Genomic DNA, 16,216 nt, shown 5'->3' on the forward strand with positions numbered 1-16,216 from the left:
CAAGGTGTCGTCGCGTCCACGTCTGAAAAAGCCCTTGTCCTAAGGGCCCTTCTACTGTGCATGGGGTTGTTTTCGAGTTTGTGCGATTGGCGGTGAAGCAGGCCGTGCTTCAGCGCGCCTTTTGCGCGATCGGCTGGCTGACGACGGTGGCCGTATCGAGCGGCTCGCATGTGATCGTGCGCCGCAGCTTCGGTGGACCTGCCCAGCCCGCAGACCCGCTCACTGGCATGAACGTATCCCCTTGCGGGCTGAGAATGATCGGCTCCGACTTCAGGCAGGCATCGGGAAACGCGAGGGCGTGGCCGGCGCTCTTCGAGAAATGCCCGATCAGCATCTGCGAGGCCTGCATTCGCGCAGCCGGTGAGGCCCGCATCGTACGATCAGGCTCGAAGGCGCGATAGCACGGCCAGTCGGCATGACCGGGCGCAAACTCATAGGTGATCCTGCAGGCCGCCCCGGCCGATTTCACGAATGGCGCATCCGAAGGCGCCGCGGCGTCGCGTTCGAAGACCAGCGTCTGCAATGTCAGCGCTTCCGTCGTCGCATCCGGCGAGACCGGCTTGTCGGGGTCGATTGCGATCTCACCGCGCGAGAACACCAGCTTCGTCTTGGGCTGAGCATCCCGGGTCTCCAGCACCATCACGGGCCGTGCGGCCCAGGAGCGATCCAGATCCAGGTCCCTGGCACCCATCGTCAGCCGGACAGTACCGACGGCGGGATTATCCTTGGCGAAATCGATCGTCCGGAGGCGCACGGTCTGCTTCGATGCCTCCAGGCTCAGGAAACGCAGATCGTCGAGCTTGCGCGTGATCGGCATCATCGGATCGAAGCGATCGTCGATATTGAACCGGACGATCTTCTTCAGCTTGGCCAACGCAGGTCCCTTGGGCGTGGCCGGTGGCGCGACGTCGATCACGAGCAGCGCACCAGCAGGTGAAAAGGTATCGCCAAGCACACGCTGCCAGATCGCCGTCAGCGGCGAGTTCGTCCGCTGGTCGACATCCCGCGCGAAGACGATCTGCTGTCCGGGACGAATGACCTGAAAGTCCTGGAACGCGCCGAGCGCTGCACCCTTGCTGACGTCGTCCCCGGAGAAGTGGATGCATTTGGACTGGTCGTCATGACCGGATTGATCGATTGGCCTCGATGCCGAACGCGAGCAGAAGCTGAGATCATTGTCGATCGTCTTCTGCGGGCTGATGGCGGTCGCGTAGATCGGGTCGCTCGCGCCCGGAATTTCCATCGGCAGTGGAGACGTCGCGAACATGTCGACTTCCACCATGCTCAACGAGGAACCGGCATCTTTCGAGCAGAGATCCCGCCGAGGCAGCGTATTGGTGAGAAGCCGCGCGGCATCCGCGCCGACGATGCAGGACATCGTGTCCTGTCGATTGTTACGGCTCATCCAGATCAGATGATGCTTGCCCGCGCTGTCCACCAACAAATGCGGCGCGGCATGATGACGACGCGGCGGCAGCCAGATCGGCACCGTCTCCGACAGCATCGGCTCGCGCTTGAGCAATGCCTCGGGCAGCTTCGTCACGCCGACCGAGCGCAGCTCGGCGTCGACCTCGTTCGGATCCTGCGTGTATTCGAACACCGGAAGTTGTCCGCAAGTCATGCAGGTTACGGCGATATCGGATCGAACGTTCTCGAACGACAGGATGACTTGGTCCGGATCGTTGCGATATTTGACCGGATCCACGGCCTTGAACGGATGATCCACGACGCGGCTCGCCTGGAATCCATTCGAGCGGAACGGATCGGATTCGAACTCGAAATAGGTCGATCGATCCCAGCCGCGAAAGGCGTTGTATCCACCCATGCTGACGCCTGCGAGGACCATCTTCGAATCGGTCTGGCAGCGCGTCGCGCTGCCGGTCCCGCTGCCGTTGCGAATATAGGTGCACAGCCGGAACGCCGCATTTTGCAGGATGCGGTCGCAATCGTTCTGGTTATAGCCATAGGTGGCGAGGCCGTGGCGGTAGCAGAGGTCATGGAACACGCAGGCCTGCCGGAACCGCTGCAGGACGAGATGACGCTTGCCCCTGGAATCCCTGCTTCCATCGAAGAAGACGTTGGTCAGAGCAGGAAGGCTGCAATTCAACCCCTCCCCGCTGCCACCAATCGTGCTGACGATATCCGGTCCCGACTCAAAGGAGGTGACGGTGGCGGGCATCTCGCCATCAGTGATGTCGTCGACATTCTTGTAGATGGAGTCGGCGACCAACGAGGGCAGATAGTTGAAGACAAGTGCAATCGCGACGAACGCCGCGACCGACCAGCCGATCACCTTCCTTGACATGCCGCACCCCCGAAAAAGCTATTCTCGTCGCAATGCCGATCTTGATCGCCGACAGGCCTGGAAATCCGCCGGGGTCGCCGCAATCGATGGCGCCCCGCTGTTGTCCCGGAAACGATCACCCCCAGGTTGTTCCGCTGTCAAGCGAGCGGCACACAGTCGCAGCCCTGAATTCGGGGGACGTCAGGCCTGATTTTGCGCTGCGGCCGCGCCGGCGGCAACGACCGGAACCGGCAATTGCTCATCCAGCGCGAGCCTTCGTGGGCCATCCCAAAATGCGCACAACACCGCACGATCGACAATCTTCCCGCCACCGAGGAAATCTTCGTGGCGATCCCTCAGACTGTTGATTTGAAAGGTTCCGGTTTGCCGGACACATTGCGCCACTGAGTCCATCGGTGGATGGGCCAATCAGGGGACTTGCGATGGCAAACCTAACAATCAACGGAAAAAACTTCACGCTCGATGTCGAGTCAGATACGCCGCTGCTCTGGGCGATCCGCGAGAATGCCGGCCTGACCGGCACCAAATATGGCTGCGGCATTGCGCAATGCGGCGCCTGCACCGTGCACATGGACGGCGTCGCCACTCGCTCCTGCGGGATCTCGGTTGCCGAGGCCGAGGGCAAGAAGATCACCACGATCGAAGGGCTCGCCTCTGGCGCCACGCTGCACAAGGTGCAGGAGGCCTGGATCGCTCAGGACGTCCCGCAATGCGGCTATTGCCAGAGCGGCATGATCATGGCGGTAGCGGCGCTGCTGAGCGAGAAGCCGAAGCCGACCGACGCCGACATCGACGAGGCCATCACCAATATCTGCCGCTGCGGCACCTTCCAGCAGGTGCGCGAGGCAATCCACACGATCGCAAGCGCATAAGGGAGCCGGCCCATGAACAAGCACGTTGCTCCCAAGATGAACCGCCGCGCCTTCGTGATCGGCACCGCCGCTGTGGGCACTGGCCTCGCGATCGGCTTCGACCTGCCGTTCGGCGGCCCGACCGTGGTTCGCGCGGCTGACGGCTCGCCCGAGGTCAATGCCTGGGTCGTGATCCGACCCGACGACACCGTGGTGATCCGCATCGCCCGCTCTGAGATGGGTCAGGGCTCGCTGACCGGCCTTGCCCAACTCGTCGCAGAGGAACTCGAATGCGACTGGACCAAGGTCGCCACCGAGTTCCCCTCGCCCCGCCAGAATGTCGCCCGCAAGCGCGTCTGGGGCGATTACTCGACCGGCGGCAGCCGCGGCATCCGCGCCTCGCACGACTATGTGCGCAAAGGCGGCGCCACCGCGCGCATGATGCTGATCCAGGCCGCAGCCAATGAGTGGAAAGTGCCGGCCGCCGAATGCACGGCCGCCAACAGCATCATCACCCACACGCCGTCGGGCAAGACCACGACCTACGGCAAGGTCGCCGAAGCCGCGGCGAAGCTGACGCCGCCGGCCGACGTCAAGCTGAAGGACCCCAGGGATTGGCGGCTGGTCGGCAAGGGCGTGAAACGGCTCGACACGCCGGACAAGGTCACCGGCACCACCGTCTATGGCATCGACGTCAAGCTGCCCGGCATGCTCAACGCCGCGATCAAGGATTGCCCTGTGACCGGCGGCAAGCTGAAGAGCTATGACGAAGCCAAGATCGCCGACATGAAGGGTGTGAAGAAAGTGGTGAAGGTCGGCGACACCGCGGTTGCGGTCGTGGCCGACACGTTCTGGCACGCCAAGACCGCGCTCGATGCGCTGCCGATTGCCTGGGACGAAGGCGAGAACGCCAAGGTCTCCAGCGCCTCGATCGCAAAGTGGCTGGCCGAAGGCCTCGATGGCGGTCCGGCCTATGTCGGCAACTCCAATGGCGATGCCAAAGCTGCACTCGCCGGTGCGGCGAAGACGGTCGAAGCCGTCTACAATTATCCCTACCAGAACCACGCCACCATGGAGCCGATGAACGCCACCGCGCTCTATACGGCCGACAAGTGCGAGGTCTGGTGTGGCACGCAGAACGGCGAGGCGGCCTTCGCCGCCGTGCTGGAAGCGTCAGAACTTCCGGCCGAGAGATGCGACGTCAACAAGTTGCTGCTCGGCGGCGGCTTCGGCCGGCGCGGCCAGACCGATTATGTGCGGCAGGCCGTGCTGATCGCCAAGCAGATGCCGGGCACACCGATCAAGCTGCTGTGGACGCGCGAAGAGGACATGACGCATGGCCGCTACCATCCGGTCACGCAATGCAAGCTGACCGCAGGCTTCGATGCCGACAACAACCTGACGGCACTCCATATGCGGATCTCCGGCCAGTCGATCCTGGCGAGCCTGCGGCCGGAGGCGCTGGTCAACGGCATGGATCCGGCGACCTTCGCCGGCCTCAATGCCAAGGGCGATGCACCGTTTGGATATTCGCTGCCCAATCTCCTGATCGAGCATTCGATGCGCAACCCGCACATCATCCCGGGCTTCTGGCGCGGGGTGAACGTCAACCAGAACGCCATCTATGTCGAATGCTTCATGGATGAGCTGGCGCACGCGGCAGGGCAGGACCCGCTGGAGTTCCGGCGCAAGTTGATGAAGGACCATCCGAAGCATCTTGCGGTGCTGGAGGCCGTGGCCGAGAAGATCGGTTGGGGCAACGCGCCGCCGCAGGGCATCTACCGCGGACTTGCGCACTTCGCCTCCTACGGGAGTTACGTCGCGGCGGCCGCGGAGATCTCCGTCACCGACGGCACCAAGATCAAGGTGCATCGCATCGTTGCGGCGACCGACCCCGGCTATGCCGTCAACCCGGCCCAGATCGAACGGCAGATTGCCGGGTCGTTCGTCTACGGCCTGAGCGGACTGTTCTATGGCGGCATCACGGTCAAGGATGGTGCCGTCGAACAGACAAACTTCGATACCTACGATTCGATGCGTATCGCGGCGATGCCGCAGGTGGAATCGATCGTGATGCCGAGTGGCGGCTTCTGGGGCGGTGTCGGCGAGCCGACCATCGGCGTTGCGGGACCGGCGGTGCTCAACGCCTATTTCGCAGCGACCGGCAAACGCATCCGTTCCGTGCCGCTGCGCGACCAGAACATCACCTTTGCCTAAGGAAGCACCGCGGCGGCCATGAGGGCCGCCGCGGCATTTTGACTGGATGATCCTGATGACCGCGCGACCGATGACACGGCGAACTGCCGTGCTCGGCATCACCGCCGCGGCCGCGACATTGGCGCGGCCATCGCTCTTATGTGCGCAATCGACGGGCCGCGTCGTCGTGGTCGGCGGCGGCTTCGGGGGGGCTGCCTGCGCCCGCGCGCTCAAGCGGGCGCAGGCAGACTTGCAAGTCATCCTGATCGAACCCAATGCGGTCTTCACCGCCTGTCCTTTCAGCAACCTAGTGATCGCAGGCCTGCGCGACATCGAAGCGCAGCAGTTTGACTACGACAAGCTCGCCGCCGAGGGCATCACCGTGATCGGTCATGCAGTGACCACTATCGAGCCGCAGCAACGCAGCGTCATGACCGCCGACGGCGTCGCGCTGCCCTATGATCGCCTCGTGCTCTCGCCTGGCATCGACTTCCATTTCGAAGCCTTGCCCGGCTATGACGAGGCCGCATCGGAAATAATGCCGCACGCGTGGAAGGCTGGCGCGCAGACGCTGTTGCTGCGCAGGCAGTTGGAGGCGATGGACGATGGCGGCACGGTCGCCATCGCGATTCCCGCCAACCCTTCGCGCTGTCCGCCGGCGCCCTACGAGCGCACCAGCCTGATCGCGCATTATCTGAAGACGAAGAAGCCGCGCTCGAAAGTGCTGATCCTCGATGCCAAGGACAATTTCTCACAGAAGCGGCTGTTCGAGACGGCGTGGAAAGAGCTGTACGGAGACATGATCGAACGGATCGGCCTGTCACAAGGCGGTCGCGTTACCTCGGTCGATCCCGCCACCAAGACCATCGTCACCGAATTCGGCAATTACACCCCTGACGTTGCCAATGTCATCCCGCCGCAGCGCGCTGGGCGCATTGCCGAAATCGCAGGCGCTGCGGACGCCACCGGCTGGTGCCCGATCGACCCTGTCACCTTCGAGTCAAAGCTCGTCAAGAATATTCACGTCATCGGCGACGCCTGCCTCGGCGGCGGCATCCCCAAATCAGCAGCGGCCGCGAGCGCGCAAGGCAAGGCGTGCGCCGCCGCCATCGTCAATCTGCTCGCTGATCGTGCGCCGGAAGCGCCGCGCTTGACCGGCGTCTGCTACAACATCGTCGCACCCGGCTATGGCTTCTCGCTCGCGGGCAATTACCAGCCAAGGGGCGACATCTTTGCCGAGGTCGAAGGCGGGACTACGAGCCCGGTCGATGCGCCGCGTGAGCTGCGCACCCGGGAAGCGGCGGAGGCGGAGCGCTGGTTTCAAACCATCACGGCGGACACCTTTGGCTAGGTCGATCGCCCATATGGCCACGTTGATTGCCGCCGGTCTCGCCGTCATCGCGTGCGCGAAAGCCGAAGGACTCGCGCCCTACAAGATCGTCGGCGACGGCATTCCGGAATCGCTGACCGGCGCCCCCGGCGACGCCGCGCGGGGACGCACGCTGGTGGCGACACGCACGACGACCTGCCTCCTCTGCCATTCCGGTCCTTTCCCGGAAGTGCGGTTCCAAGGCGACCTGGCGCCCGATCTCGCTGGCACGGGGAACCGCTGGACAATGAGCCAGTTGCGGCTTCGTCTGGTTGACGCCTCGCGTTTCAACCCGGCCACCATGATGCCGTCCTACTACCGTGCGGACGGCCTCGTCCGCGTCGGACGCAATTTCACTGGCAAGCCGATACTATCGGCCGCAGAGATCGAGGACATCGTGGCTTTTCTCGCCACCCTTCGCGACTAGGACCGCTTATGCCAACGACGCGACGACAATTTTTGAGCCTGGCTGGCGGCGTTACGGTCATTCCGATCGTCACGCTGCGGCCGGCCGAAGCAACGCCTGCGATGCTCAGCAGTGCGATCCGGAACATCGTCGGCGAAGCCCCCATTCGCACCGGCAAGGTCAAGCTCGACATTCCGCCGCTGGTCGAGAACGGCAACACGGTGCCGATGACGGTCAGCGTCACAAGTCCGATGACGGCGGACGACTACGTCAAGAGCATCCACATCTTCAACGAGAAGAACCCGCAGCCCAACATCGGAACTTTCTACCTGAACCCGTCCTGCGGCCGCGCGCAAATCTCGACGCGGATCCGGCTTGCCGACACCCAGAAAGTGGTCGCGATCGCCCGCCTCTCCGACGACAGCTTCTGGCAGGTCACGGCGGATGTTGTCGTGACTCTCGCCGCCTGCACCGAGGAGGTGAACTGATGACGGCACTCATCAATGTCCCCTCGAAGGCCAAGCGCGGCGACATCATCGAGATCCGCGCGCTGACCTCGCACATCATGGAAACCGGCTTCCGCCACACCATGGATGGCGCGCTGGTACCGCGCGATATCATCACGAGCTTCACCTGCCGCTACAATGGCACCGAGATCTTTCGCGCCGATCTGTTTCCGGCGATCGCCGCCAACCCGTACTTGTCCTTCTTTACGATCGCCAAAGAGAGCGGCAAGCTCGAGTTCGAATGGATCGGCGACAACGGCTATTCGTCCACCGCATCGGCATCGATCACGGTCGAATGATCTCATGGCACGCGATAGCAGTGGCGACGCTTGTCGCTACGACCTCTGCCCTGCTCGCCGGTGAGATCCCGGCCGATGCGCGCCGCTCCGGCTATTCCTTCATGGGTGCTGACACCCGCGCCATGCAGGATGACGATACCTCCAATCCAGGCATGCTGTTTGTGCTCGACGGCGAGGCGCTGTGGAGCAAGAAGGCCGGCGGCGCCGATAAAGCGTGCGCAGACTGTCACGGCGATGCGCGAAGCAGCATGAAAGGCGTCGCGGCGCGTTATCCAACCTTCGACAAGACGCTGGGGCGCCCCGTTACGCTCGACCAGCGCATCAACCTCTGCCGTGCCGATCATCAGCAGGCGAGCCCCCTGCCTTACGAGAGCCACGACATCCTGGCGCTGTCCGCGTTCGTTGCTCGTCAGTCGCGCGGCGTTGCGATTACCGCGGGCGACGATCCACAGCTAAAACCTTTCGTCGAACAGGGGCGCAGCCTCTTCATGCAGCGCGAGGGACAGCTCAACCTGGCCTGCACCAACTGCCATGACGACAACTTTGACAAGCACCTTGCGGGCTCGCCGATCACGCAAGGGCAGCCGACCGGCTATCCGCTCTATCGGTTGGAATGGCAGACGCTGGGATCCCTGGAGCGGCGCCTGCGCAGTTGCATGGTCGGCGTCCGCGCCCAGGCTTATGATTACGGCGCGCCCGAATTGGTCGCTCTCGAGCTCTATCTGATGTCGCGTGCCCGCGGAATGCCGCTGGAAACGCCAGCGGTGCGACCGTAACGCTCAAATTAGGACTAGGCAGGCGTGGAACGGTCGCTAGTATCCCCCCAAACAATTGAATCAGAGGGAGGAACTAAAGTGGCTGACCATAAGATCTCGCGCCGTACGCTGTTGACGGGCACCGCTGCGGCTGGCGCGCTCAGCCTGACGGGATTGCCGGCGCGCGCCGAGGTCAACTGGAAGAAATATGCGGGCACCAAGCTGGAGGTGATCCTCGCCAAGGGGCCGCGCGGCGACAACCTGCAAAAGAACATCAAGGAGTTCACCGATCTCACCGGAATTCACGTGGAATCGGAACAGATTCCCGAGCAGCAGCAGCGCCAGAAGTGCGTCATTGAGCTCACTTCGGGCCGACCGAGCTTCGACGTCGTGCATCTCAGCTATCACGTGCAGAAGCGGCAGTTCGAAAAGGCCGGCTGGCTCGCCGATCTGACGCCCTATATGAAGGACCCGACGTTGACCGCGCCTGACCTGGTCGAGAGCGATTTTTCGGCCGCAGGTCTGCAGTACTGCAAGAACGACAAGGGGCAGATGCTGTCCCTGCCGTGGTCTGTCGATTATTTCATCCTCTACTACAACAAGGAGCTGTTCCAGAAGAAGGGCGTCGCGGTGCCCAAGACGCTGGATGACATGGTTGCAGCCGCCGAAAAGCTCACTGATGCCAAGGACGGCACCTATGGCTTCGTCGGGCGAGGCCTGCGCAACGCCAACATGACGTTGTGGACGAATTTCTTCCTCGATTATGGCGGCGAATTCCTTGATGCCAAGGGCAACATCCTGACCGACGGTCCGGAGGCCGTCGCAGCGACCAAGCTCTACCAGACCCTGCTGACGAAGATGGCCCCGCCAGGCGTCGCCGGCTTCAACTGGATGGAGTCGATGGCCTCGTTCACGCAAGGCAAATCGGCAATGTGGATCGACGGCGTCGGCTGGGCGCCGCCGCTGGAGGATCCGGCCGCCTCGCGCGTGGTCGGCAAGGTCGGCTACACTGTCGTGCCTGCCGGACCGAAGGGCCAATATTCGGCCACCTACGGCGACGGCCTCGGCATTGCCGCGGCGAGCAAGAACAAGGAAGCGGCTTATCTGCTGTGTCAGTGGGCGGTCTCCAAGACGCAGGGCGCGCGGCTGTTGCAGGCTGGCGGCGGCGTGCCGTTCCGTAACTCGATCCTGAACGATGCTGAGGTCCAGAAGGGCGTGAAGATGCCCAAGGAGTGGCTGCAGTCGGTGATCGATTCCGCCAAGATCAGCAAGCTCGGCCTGCCGGTGATCATCCCCGTCGCCGAATTCCGCGATCTCGTCGGCGCCGCTGTCACCGCGACCCTGGCCGGCTCCGATCCCGCAACAGAGCTGAAGAAGGCCCACGACCAGTTCCGGCCGATCCTGGAGCGTAGCGAAAAGGCGTGAGTACGTTGATACAATCTGCTCCGCGCGCGGCACAGTCTGATGCCGCGCCGGAGAAGGAGTTGCGGCCGCCGTCCTATTGGCCGTTCGTGGTGCCGGCGCTGGTCGTCGTGCTCGCGATCATCATCTTCCCATGGGTGTTCACGATCTGGATGAGCCTGAACGAATGGAAGGTCGGCTCGCCGACCACCTTCGTTGGCTTCTCCAACTATTTGCGCCTGACTGGCGATCCGCGTTTCATCGAGGCGATCGGACATACGCTGGTCTACACCGTGCTGTCCGTGCTGCTGCCGCTTGTGTTCGGGACGTTCGCGGCCGTGGTGTTTCACCAGAAATTCGCCGGCCGCGGTTTTCTGCGCGGCATCTTCATCATGCCGATGATGGCTACGCCCGTCGCGATCGCGCTGGTCTGGACCATGATGTTCCACCCGCAGCTCGGCGTGCTCAACTATTTGCTGTCGCTGGTCGGGATTCCCGCGCAGCTCTGGGTGTTTCATCCGGCAACGGTGATCCCCTCGCTGGTGCTGGTCGAGACCTGGCAATGGACGCCGCTGGTGATGCTGATCGTGCTCGGCGGGCTCGCTGCGATCCCGACCGAGCCCTATGAGAGCGCGCAGATCGATGGCGCCAGCCTGTGGCAGGTGTTCCGCTTCATCACCCTGCCGCTGATCATGCCGTTCCTGTTCATCGCCGGCATGATCCGCATGATCGACGCTGTGAAGAGCTTTGACGTCATCTTCGCGATCACGCAGGGCGGACCGGGATCCGCGTCGGAGACCATTAACCTCTACCTCTATAGCGTCGCCTTCGTTTATTACGACCTCGGCTACGGCTCAGCGATCGCGGTGGTGTTCTTCCTGCTGATTGTCCTGCTTGCAGCGGTGATGCTCTACGCCCGCCAGCGCATGCTATGGACCGAGATCGCGAGCGACGCATGACTCCGAAGCAAATCATCGGCAAGATCAGCCTGTGGTTCGCGGTGCTCGTCATCGTGTCGCCGGCCATCCTGTTCTTTCTCTGGATGCTGTCGCTCTCGCTCAAATTCGAGGTCGACAACGCCGCCTACCCGCCGGTCTTCATCCCCGAGCATTTCGCCTGGAAGAACTATGCGGACGTGCTCGCCTCCAATCGTTTCGTCACCTATTTCTTCAACAGCCTGATCGTCACAGGCAGCGCGACGGCGCTTGCGCTGATGGTCGGCGTCCCCGCCGGCTACGGCATTGCGCGCATGGCCGCGCACAAATCGGCGATCGTGATCCTGATCGCCCGCATCACGCCCGGCCTGTCCTATCTGATCCCGCTGTTCCTGCTGTTCCAATGGCTCGGCCTGCTCGGCACGCTGGTGCCGCAGATCATCATCCATCTGGTCGTGACGGTGCCGATCGTGATCTGGATCATGATCGGCTATTTCGAGACGACACCACTGGAGTTGGAAGAGGCCGCGCTGATTGATGGTGCCGGCCGCTGGCAGGTGTTTCGCCACGTCGCGCTGCCGATCGCCAAGCCCGGTATCGCGGTCGCCTTCATTCTCGCGGTGATCTTCTCCTGGAACAATTTCGTGTTCGGCATCGTGCTGGCCGGGCGCGAGACCCGCACCCTGCCCGTGGCCGTCTACAACATGATCTCGTTCGACCAGCTCAGCTGGGGCCCGCTCGCCGCGGCCGCACTGATCGTCACGCTGCCTGTGCTGCTGCTGACAGTGTTCGCGCAGCGGCAGATCGTCGCCGGGCTTACGGCGGGCGCCGTCAAGGGCGGGTGAGCACCTTCCTCGTCGATCAAGCCGTAGGATCCGGTGCGTGTATCAGGAACAAGCCAATGAGAGCCGAGAAGCATAATTATGCCGGGCGCCGATCATTCACGACAAAGCTTCGCGGTGTGGCACAGAGCCGCCCTCAGCCTCGTTCTTTGCACGATCGCGCTCTCCGCGTCGGGCAGGCCCGCGGCAGCGGAGGCGGCATTCCCGAGTGACTGCGCGCGGCTTGCAGGGCTGAAGATCCCGACCCGACTGATCGGGCTGCCCAGCGGCGAGGCCACGGTCACATCGGCGAGTTACACGCCTGCCGCGCCAGCGAAGGCGACATCTTCCGCGACACCGGATTTCTGCAAGGTGGTCGGCACCATTGCTCCGATCGATCCCGCCGCGCAACTGATCAACTTTCAGCTGAACCTACCTGCCGCATGGAACGGCAAGCTGCTGCAATATGGCGGTGGCGGGTACAACGGCACGCTCGTGAGCGGCCTGGCTCCTTTGCGCGATGCCGCGCCAGATGACGCTCTGCCCGTGACGCGCGGCTATGCCACGCTCGGCACGGATTCCGGTCATCAGGTTGCTAGCTTTGCGCCCGATCGCATCGGCGAGTTCGGCCTCAACGAGGAGATGCTGATCAACTACGCCTATGCCTCCTACAAGAAGGTGCGCGACGTCGCCGTCGCGCTCGTCGACGCGCTTTATCGCAAGCGGCCGTCGAGGATCTATTATTTCGGCGGCTCGGAGGGCGGCCGCGAGGGCCTCACCATGGCACAGCGCTTCCCGGCGGATTACGACGGGATCGTCAGCGTGGTCCCGGTGGTGCAGCTGTCGATGTTGTTCCAGTCCTATGTCCCGAACAATTTGCCGCAATTCGACGGCGGCTGGCTCAACCCGGCCAAGAGCGAGACGCTGGCACGATTCGTGGCCGATGCCTGTGACGACCTGGATGGCCTGCGCGACGGCGTCATCAGCAACTATCTCACCTGCCAGCCGAAAGTGAGCTTGCAGGGGCTGCGCTGCCAAGGCGGCACCGACACGGGCGATAGCTGCTTGTCGGACGCGCAGATCGCCGCCATCCAGACGCTGCATGCGCCGCATCCCTTTCCGTTTGCGATGGCGAACGGCATCACCAGCTATCCGCAATGGCTCTATGGCAACGAGATCACGCCGGACCCGCAGCGGATGACCATCACGCGCTGGGTGATGGGCACGGCCCCACCGGCGCAGCCAATCGATGTTGCAACGGTATCGCAGCAATGGCTCTATGGCGTCAACGCAATACGCTTTATCGTGACGCGCGATGACAAGTTCGACGTGCGCAACTACCGCCCCGAGAACTTCCGCGCCCGCATCGAGGAGGTCTCGAAACTTCTCGACTCTACGAATCCGGACCTCTCAGCGTTCTTCGCCCACGGCGGCAAGCTGATCCTACGCGAGAACATGGCCGATCTCGCGCAAAGCCCACTCGCCGGGATCAATTATTTCCAATCGGTCGTGGCGCGTCTCGGCCAGTCGACGGTCGACGCATCGGCTCGGCTTTACGTCTCGCCCGGCTCGACACATACCGGACCCGGCACGAGCGTGCTGGACGGCTCGGCGATCCCGACCATGGTCGACCTGCTCGGACCGCTCGACCGCTGGGCGAGCGACGGCATCGCTCCGGCCGACACGCTGATCCAGACCTCGAAAGACACCGCACCGCCTTTCGCCCTGAAGGCAGCCCGGCCGATGTGCCGCTATCCCGATTACCCACATTATGTCGGTGGCGACAAGGCCGCCGCTGAAAGCTTCGTCTGCAAGAAATCGATGCCCTAAAATTGCGACGACGGGCGGCAACCAGCCGCCCGTCGTTTCGCATCTACCGCCGCTACTCCGCCGGAGCGGCGTGCATCTCCGGATGCGCGGCGTAGTGCTCGCCGGCTCCAAGCTTGCTGGCCGCAAACAGGCCAGCAGCCATCACGGCGTAGGAGAAGGCCACGGCGGGCGTGACACCAAAGCCGCCGCCGACGCCGACCGCTTCGCCGTGCATGAAGCCGAAATAGGTCAGCACCGCACCGACAAGCGCGAAGGCCGACGCCTTTTCGAAGTCGCGCTCGATGATGAAGACGCCGATCGCGCCGAGGATGAGGCCGCCAAGGATGGAGCCACCGCCCATCACCTCCAGCCCGTGATAGAACACACCCTGCTGCGGCAGAGCGGCGACCGCCGCGGTCTTCACGGCGTCGGCTTTGTCGGCCGCCATGCCGCCGACGGTCGCGGCCGCTGTCATGGTCGAGGCCAGCATCGTGTCGATCTGGAGCTTGGCCCAGGCGGCAAGATGCGGCGTCAGCGCCAGCACGATCGCGGGCGCATGCTTGATCGGTGTGGTCTGGAACGCCTGCGCACCGATCAGCATGCCGATATAGAGCAGGATCGGCGAGATCGCGACCACGGGCACGAGCGCCAGCAGCACCGAGATGATGCCGAACCAGGCCAGCACCACCACCATGATGCCGGTCGCCGCCGAATAGCCGATGCGGCCGCCCATCGCCTTCCAGCCGGGATGGCCAATATAGACCGCGTTGATGAAGGGATTGCCCATCAGGCAGCCGATCAGGCTGACGACGCCGTCGGCGGTCAGCACCCGCGTGGTGGGATATTCGTCACCGGCTGCTTCCGCGCTCTCGACATTGTCCATGGCCTCGACGAGGTCATAGATGCCGAACGGAATGGCAGTGACCAGGATGACGCCGAGGAACTCGAAGCCGGAGAAGACATAGCCCACCGCCGGGATTGGCACCGAGAAGCCGAAGTTTGCGAAGGCTGCGCCCACGCCTTTGAGACTCAACCCGCCAAGGCCGAGCCCGAACAGGTTCGAGCCCCAGGCGATGATCATGCCGGCCGCAATCGCCACGAGGCCTGCGGGAATGCCGCGCCAGTATTTCACGCCGCCGAACCAGCTCACCAGGATGATGGCGAAGCAGACGAGGCCGATCTGCGGCGTCATATACATCTCCAGCGCAGGCCGCATCGAGATGAAGGTGACGGAGACGCCGGCGAGCGTGCCGAGCAGTGCCGCGCGCGGCGTGATCTTGCGGATGAACGGCGCGATGAAGCCGCCGATCATCAGGATGAAGCTCTGGAAGAACACCCAGACCAGGCCGGCTGACCAGCCCTTGAGCGGGTCGCCGGTCTTGAGCGTGATCGGTAGCATGATCACGAAAGTGACGATGAACATGTGCGGCACGCTGACGCCCGACGGCAGCGCGCAGACGTCGTTGCGGCCGGTCTTCTGCGCGAGCCGATAAGCGAGGAAGGCGTAGTAGAAGGTGGAGAGGCACATCATCAGCCCGAGCGCGGGCAGGATGCGGCCGAACACGAGACTATCAGGCATCTTCAACACGAAACGAAGCAGGCCCGTGAGCACCAGCATGTTGACGAGGATGTTGGTGCCGAAGCCGAAAAACGCGTTCCAGTCGCCCGATGTCCATAACGCCGGTTTAAATTCGGACGTATTGCTGTCAGATTTGCCGGCCGTCCCCGTCAAAGTGCTCATGAGAACCCCCTATGTGGTCGAAATCGTCATCGCCTCCAGTACTGCGGCTGAGCTAGCGACCCAGCCGAAGATGCCGCCCTGGGCCTTGATCATCTTCAGGCCCATCTCGTGAAACTCGGGAAAATAGGATGCGCAGCCATCCGAGATGACGACGCAGCGATAGCCGCGGTCATTGGCCTCGCGCACGGTGGTGTTGACGCACACCTCGGTGGTGACGCCGCACACGAGCAGATTCTCGATGCCATATTTCTCCAGCACATCGGTCAGCTCGGTGGCGTAGAACGCGCCCTTGCCGGGCTTGTCGATCACAACCTCGCTGTCGAGCGGATAGAGCTCCGGAATGATGTCGTGGCCGGCCTCGCCACGAATGAGGATGCGGCCCATCGGGCCGGGATCGCCGATCCGCAACGACGGCGCGCCACGCTCGACTTTCGCCGGCGGCGCATCGGACAGATCGGGCAGATGACCTTCGCGGGTGTGGATCACCAGCATGCCGGTGTCGCGCGCCGCCTTCAGCACCGCGCCAATCGGCTTCACCGCGCGCGCAAGCTGGCTGACATCATTGCCAAGCGTCTCGCCGAAACCACCGGGCTCCATGAAGTCGCGCTGCATGTCGATGATCACGAGAGCAGTCGACGACCAGTCGAGCCTGATCGGCTCGGGCTCGGCACTGATGACGCCCAGTGTCGGCTTGGCTGAGTTCAACATGACGCAGGCCCCCGCGAGAACTCTCTTTGAGGAGAGTTCTGCAAGCACCATGCCATTGTGTACAATTGCGCCGACGTGCGAGTTGAAACGAAAATCGATGCGTGCTCAGAAGGT

General features: G+C 63.2%; 15 protein-coding genes. 12 read left to right on the forward strand and 3 right to left on the reverse strand.

The window, feature by feature from the left end; all coding sequences use genetic code 11:
• Positions 1-109: 109 nt before the first annotated feature.
• Positions 110-2,305, reverse strand: a complete 2,196-nt coding sequence (locus ACNJX9_RS28905) for a hypothetical protein (RefSeq protein ID WP_439405389.1) — start codon at positions 2,303-2,305, stop codon at positions 110-112.
• A gap of 234 nt (positions 2,306-2,539) precedes the next feature.
• Here ACNJX9_RS28905 and ACNJX9_RS28910 point away from each other — a divergent pair, with 234 nt between their 5' ends.
• The 12 genes from ACNJX9_RS28910 to ACNJX9_RS28965 all read left to right on the forward strand — a co-directional run bounded on the left by ACNJX9_RS28910 (position 2,540) and on the right by ACNJX9_RS28965 (position 13,674).
• Positions 2,540-2,692 carry a hypothetical protein gene (locus ACNJX9_RS28910; RefSeq protein WP_439405390.1) on the forward strand — a complete coding sequence of 51 codons (153 nt, stop codon included), beginning with the start codon at positions 2,540-2,542 and terminating at the stop codon, positions 2,690-2,692.
• Positions 2,693-2,727: 35 nt separating this feature from the next.
• Positions 2,728-3,177, forward strand: coding sequence for a (2Fe-2S)-binding protein (locus tag ACNJX9_RS28915; protein WP_439405391.1), 450 nt, complete (start codon positions 2,728-2,730; stop codon positions 3,175-3,177).
• Between the two features lie 12 nt (positions 3,178-3,189).
• Positions 3,190-5,373 carry a molybdopterin cofactor-binding domain-containing protein gene (locus ACNJX9_RS28920; RefSeq protein WP_439405393.1) on the forward strand — a complete coding sequence of 728 codons (2,184 nt, stop codon included), beginning with the start codon at positions 3,190-3,192 and terminating at the stop codon, positions 5,371-5,373.
• A 46-nt stretch (positions 5,374-5,419) separates the two neighbouring features.
• A complete protein-coding gene (locus ACNJX9_RS28925) occupies positions 5,420-6,703 on the forward strand; it encodes an FCSD flavin-binding domain-containing protein (protein ID WP_439405395.1) in 1,284 nt (427 codons plus the stop codon).
• A gap of 13 nt (positions 6,704-6,716) precedes the next feature.
• Complete coding sequence (gene soxX / locus ACNJX9_RS28930) at positions 6,717-7,148, forward strand: sulfur oxidation c-type cytochrome SoxX (protein WP_430648657.1); 432 nt, start codon at positions 6,717-6,719, stop codon at positions 7,146-7,148.
• Between the two features lie 8 nt (positions 7,149-7,156).
• Positions 7,157-7,615 (forward strand): SoxY-related AACIE arm protein, encoded by a 459-nt coding sequence (locus ACNJX9_RS28935; protein ID WP_439405396.1) that lies wholly within the window; start codon positions 7,157-7,159, stop codon positions 7,613-7,615.
• On the forward strand, positions 7,615-7,932 hold the full coding sequence (gene soxZ / locus ACNJX9_RS28940) for a thiosulfate oxidation carrier complex protein SoxZ (RefSeq protein WP_439405398.1): 318 nt from the start codon (positions 7,615-7,617) through the stop codon (positions 7,930-7,932). The genes ACNJX9_RS28935 and soxZ overlap by 1 nt, the downstream gene beginning before the upstream one ends.
• Positions 7,929-8,708: a sulfur oxidation c-type cytochrome SoxA gene (gene soxA / locus ACNJX9_RS28945; RefSeq protein ID WP_439405400.1), complete on the forward strand. Its 780-nt coding sequence runs from the start codon at positions 7,929-7,931 to the stop codon at positions 8,706-8,708. The genes soxZ and soxA overlap by 4 nt, the downstream gene beginning before the upstream one ends.
• A gap of 78 nt (positions 8,709-8,786) precedes the next feature.
• On the forward strand, positions 8,787-10,112 hold the full coding sequence (locus tag ACNJX9_RS28950; RefSeq protein ID WP_439405402.1) for an ABC transporter substrate-binding protein: 1,326 nt from the start codon (positions 8,787-8,789) through the stop codon (positions 10,110-10,112).
• On the forward strand, positions 10,109-11,047 hold the full coding sequence (locus tag ACNJX9_RS28955) for a carbohydrate ABC transporter permease (RefSeq protein ID WP_057753437.1): 939 nt from the start codon (positions 10,109-10,111) through the stop codon (positions 11,045-11,047). Before ACNJX9_RS28950 ends, ACNJX9_RS28955 begins: the two co-directional genes overlap by 4 nt.
• Complete coding sequence (locus tag ACNJX9_RS28960) at positions 11,044-11,868, forward strand: carbohydrate ABC transporter permease (protein ID WP_057753439.1); 825 nt, start codon at positions 11,044-11,046, stop codon at positions 11,866-11,868. Before ACNJX9_RS28955 ends, ACNJX9_RS28960 begins: the two co-directional genes overlap by 4 nt.
• 78 nt (positions 11,869-11,946) lie before the next feature.
• Positions 11,947-13,674: a tannase/feruloyl esterase family alpha/beta hydrolase gene (locus ACNJX9_RS28965; RefSeq protein WP_439405404.1), complete on the forward strand. Its 1,728-nt coding sequence runs from the start codon at positions 11,947-11,949 to the stop codon at positions 13,672-13,674.
• Positions 13,675-13,726: 52 nt separating this feature from the next.
• Here the strand turns inward: ACNJX9_RS28965 and ACNJX9_RS28970 are convergent, their stop codons facing one another.
• Positions 13,727-15,394, reverse strand: a complete 1,668-nt coding sequence (locus ACNJX9_RS28970; protein WP_057753443.1) for a hypothetical protein — start codon at positions 15,392-15,394, stop codon at positions 13,727-13,729.
• 9 nt (positions 15,395-15,403) lie between these two features.
• On the reverse strand, positions 15,404-16,102 hold the full coding sequence (locus ACNJX9_RS28975; protein WP_057753445.1) for a cysteine hydrolase family protein: 699 nt from the start codon (positions 16,100-16,102) through the stop codon (positions 15,404-15,406).
• Positions 16,103-16,216 lie beyond the last annotated feature (114 nt).

It is taken from the genome of Bradyrhizobium sp. BLXBL-03, from assembly GCF_051853015.1.
Taxonomy (GTDB): domain Bacteria; phylum Pseudomonadota; class Alphaproteobacteria; order Rhizobiales; family Xanthobacteraceae; genus Bradyrhizobium; species Bradyrhizobium manausense.

Bases quoted from the DNA above. Each gene is read 5' to 3' on its own strand.
- ACNJX9_RS28925 (WP_439405395.1), top strand. From the start codon at position 5,420: ATGATCCTGATGACCGCGCGACCGATGACACGGCGAACTGCCGTGCTC.
- ACNJX9_RS28935 (WP_439405396.1), top strand. From the start codon at position 7,157: ATGCCAACGACGCGACGACAATTTTTGAGCCTGGCTGGCGGCGTTACG.
- ACNJX9_RS28970 (WP_057753443.1), bottom strand. From the start codon at position 15,394: ATGAGCACTTTGACGGGGACGGCCGGCAAATCTGACAGCAATACGTCC.
- ACNJX9_RS28920 (WP_439405393.1), top strand. From the start codon at position 3,190: ATGAACAAGCACGTTGCTCCCAAGATGAACCGCCGCGCCTTCGTGATC.
- soxZ (WP_439405398.1), top strand. From the start codon at position 7,615: ATGACGGCACTCATCAATGTCCCCTCGAAGGCCAAGCGCGGCGACATC.
- soxA (WP_439405400.1), top strand. From the start codon at position 7,929: ATGATCTCATGGCACGCGATAGCAGTGGCGACGCTTGTCGCTACGACC.
- ACNJX9_RS28975 (WP_057753445.1), bottom strand. From the start codon at position 16,102: ATGTTGAACTCAGCCAAGCCGACACTGGGCGTCATCAGTGCCGAGCCC.
- ACNJX9_RS28905 (WP_439405389.1), bottom strand. From the start codon at position 2,305: ATGTCAAGGAAGGTGATCGGCTGGTCGGTCGCGGCGTTCGTCGCGATT.
- soxX (WP_430648657.1), top strand. From the start codon at position 6,717: ATGGCCACGTTGATTGCCGCCGGTCTCGCCGTCATCGCGTGCGCGAAA.
- ACNJX9_RS28915 (WP_439405391.1), top strand. From the start codon at position 2,728: ATGGCAAACCTAACAATCAACGGAAAAAACTTCACGCTCGATGTCGAG.
- ACNJX9_RS28965 (WP_439405404.1), top strand. From the start codon at position 11,947: ATGCCGGGCGCCGATCATTCACGACAAAGCTTCGCGGTGTGGCACAGA.
- ACNJX9_RS28960 (WP_057753439.1), top strand. From the start codon at position 11,044: ATGACTCCGAAGCAAATCATCGGCAAGATCAGCCTGTGGTTCGCGGTG.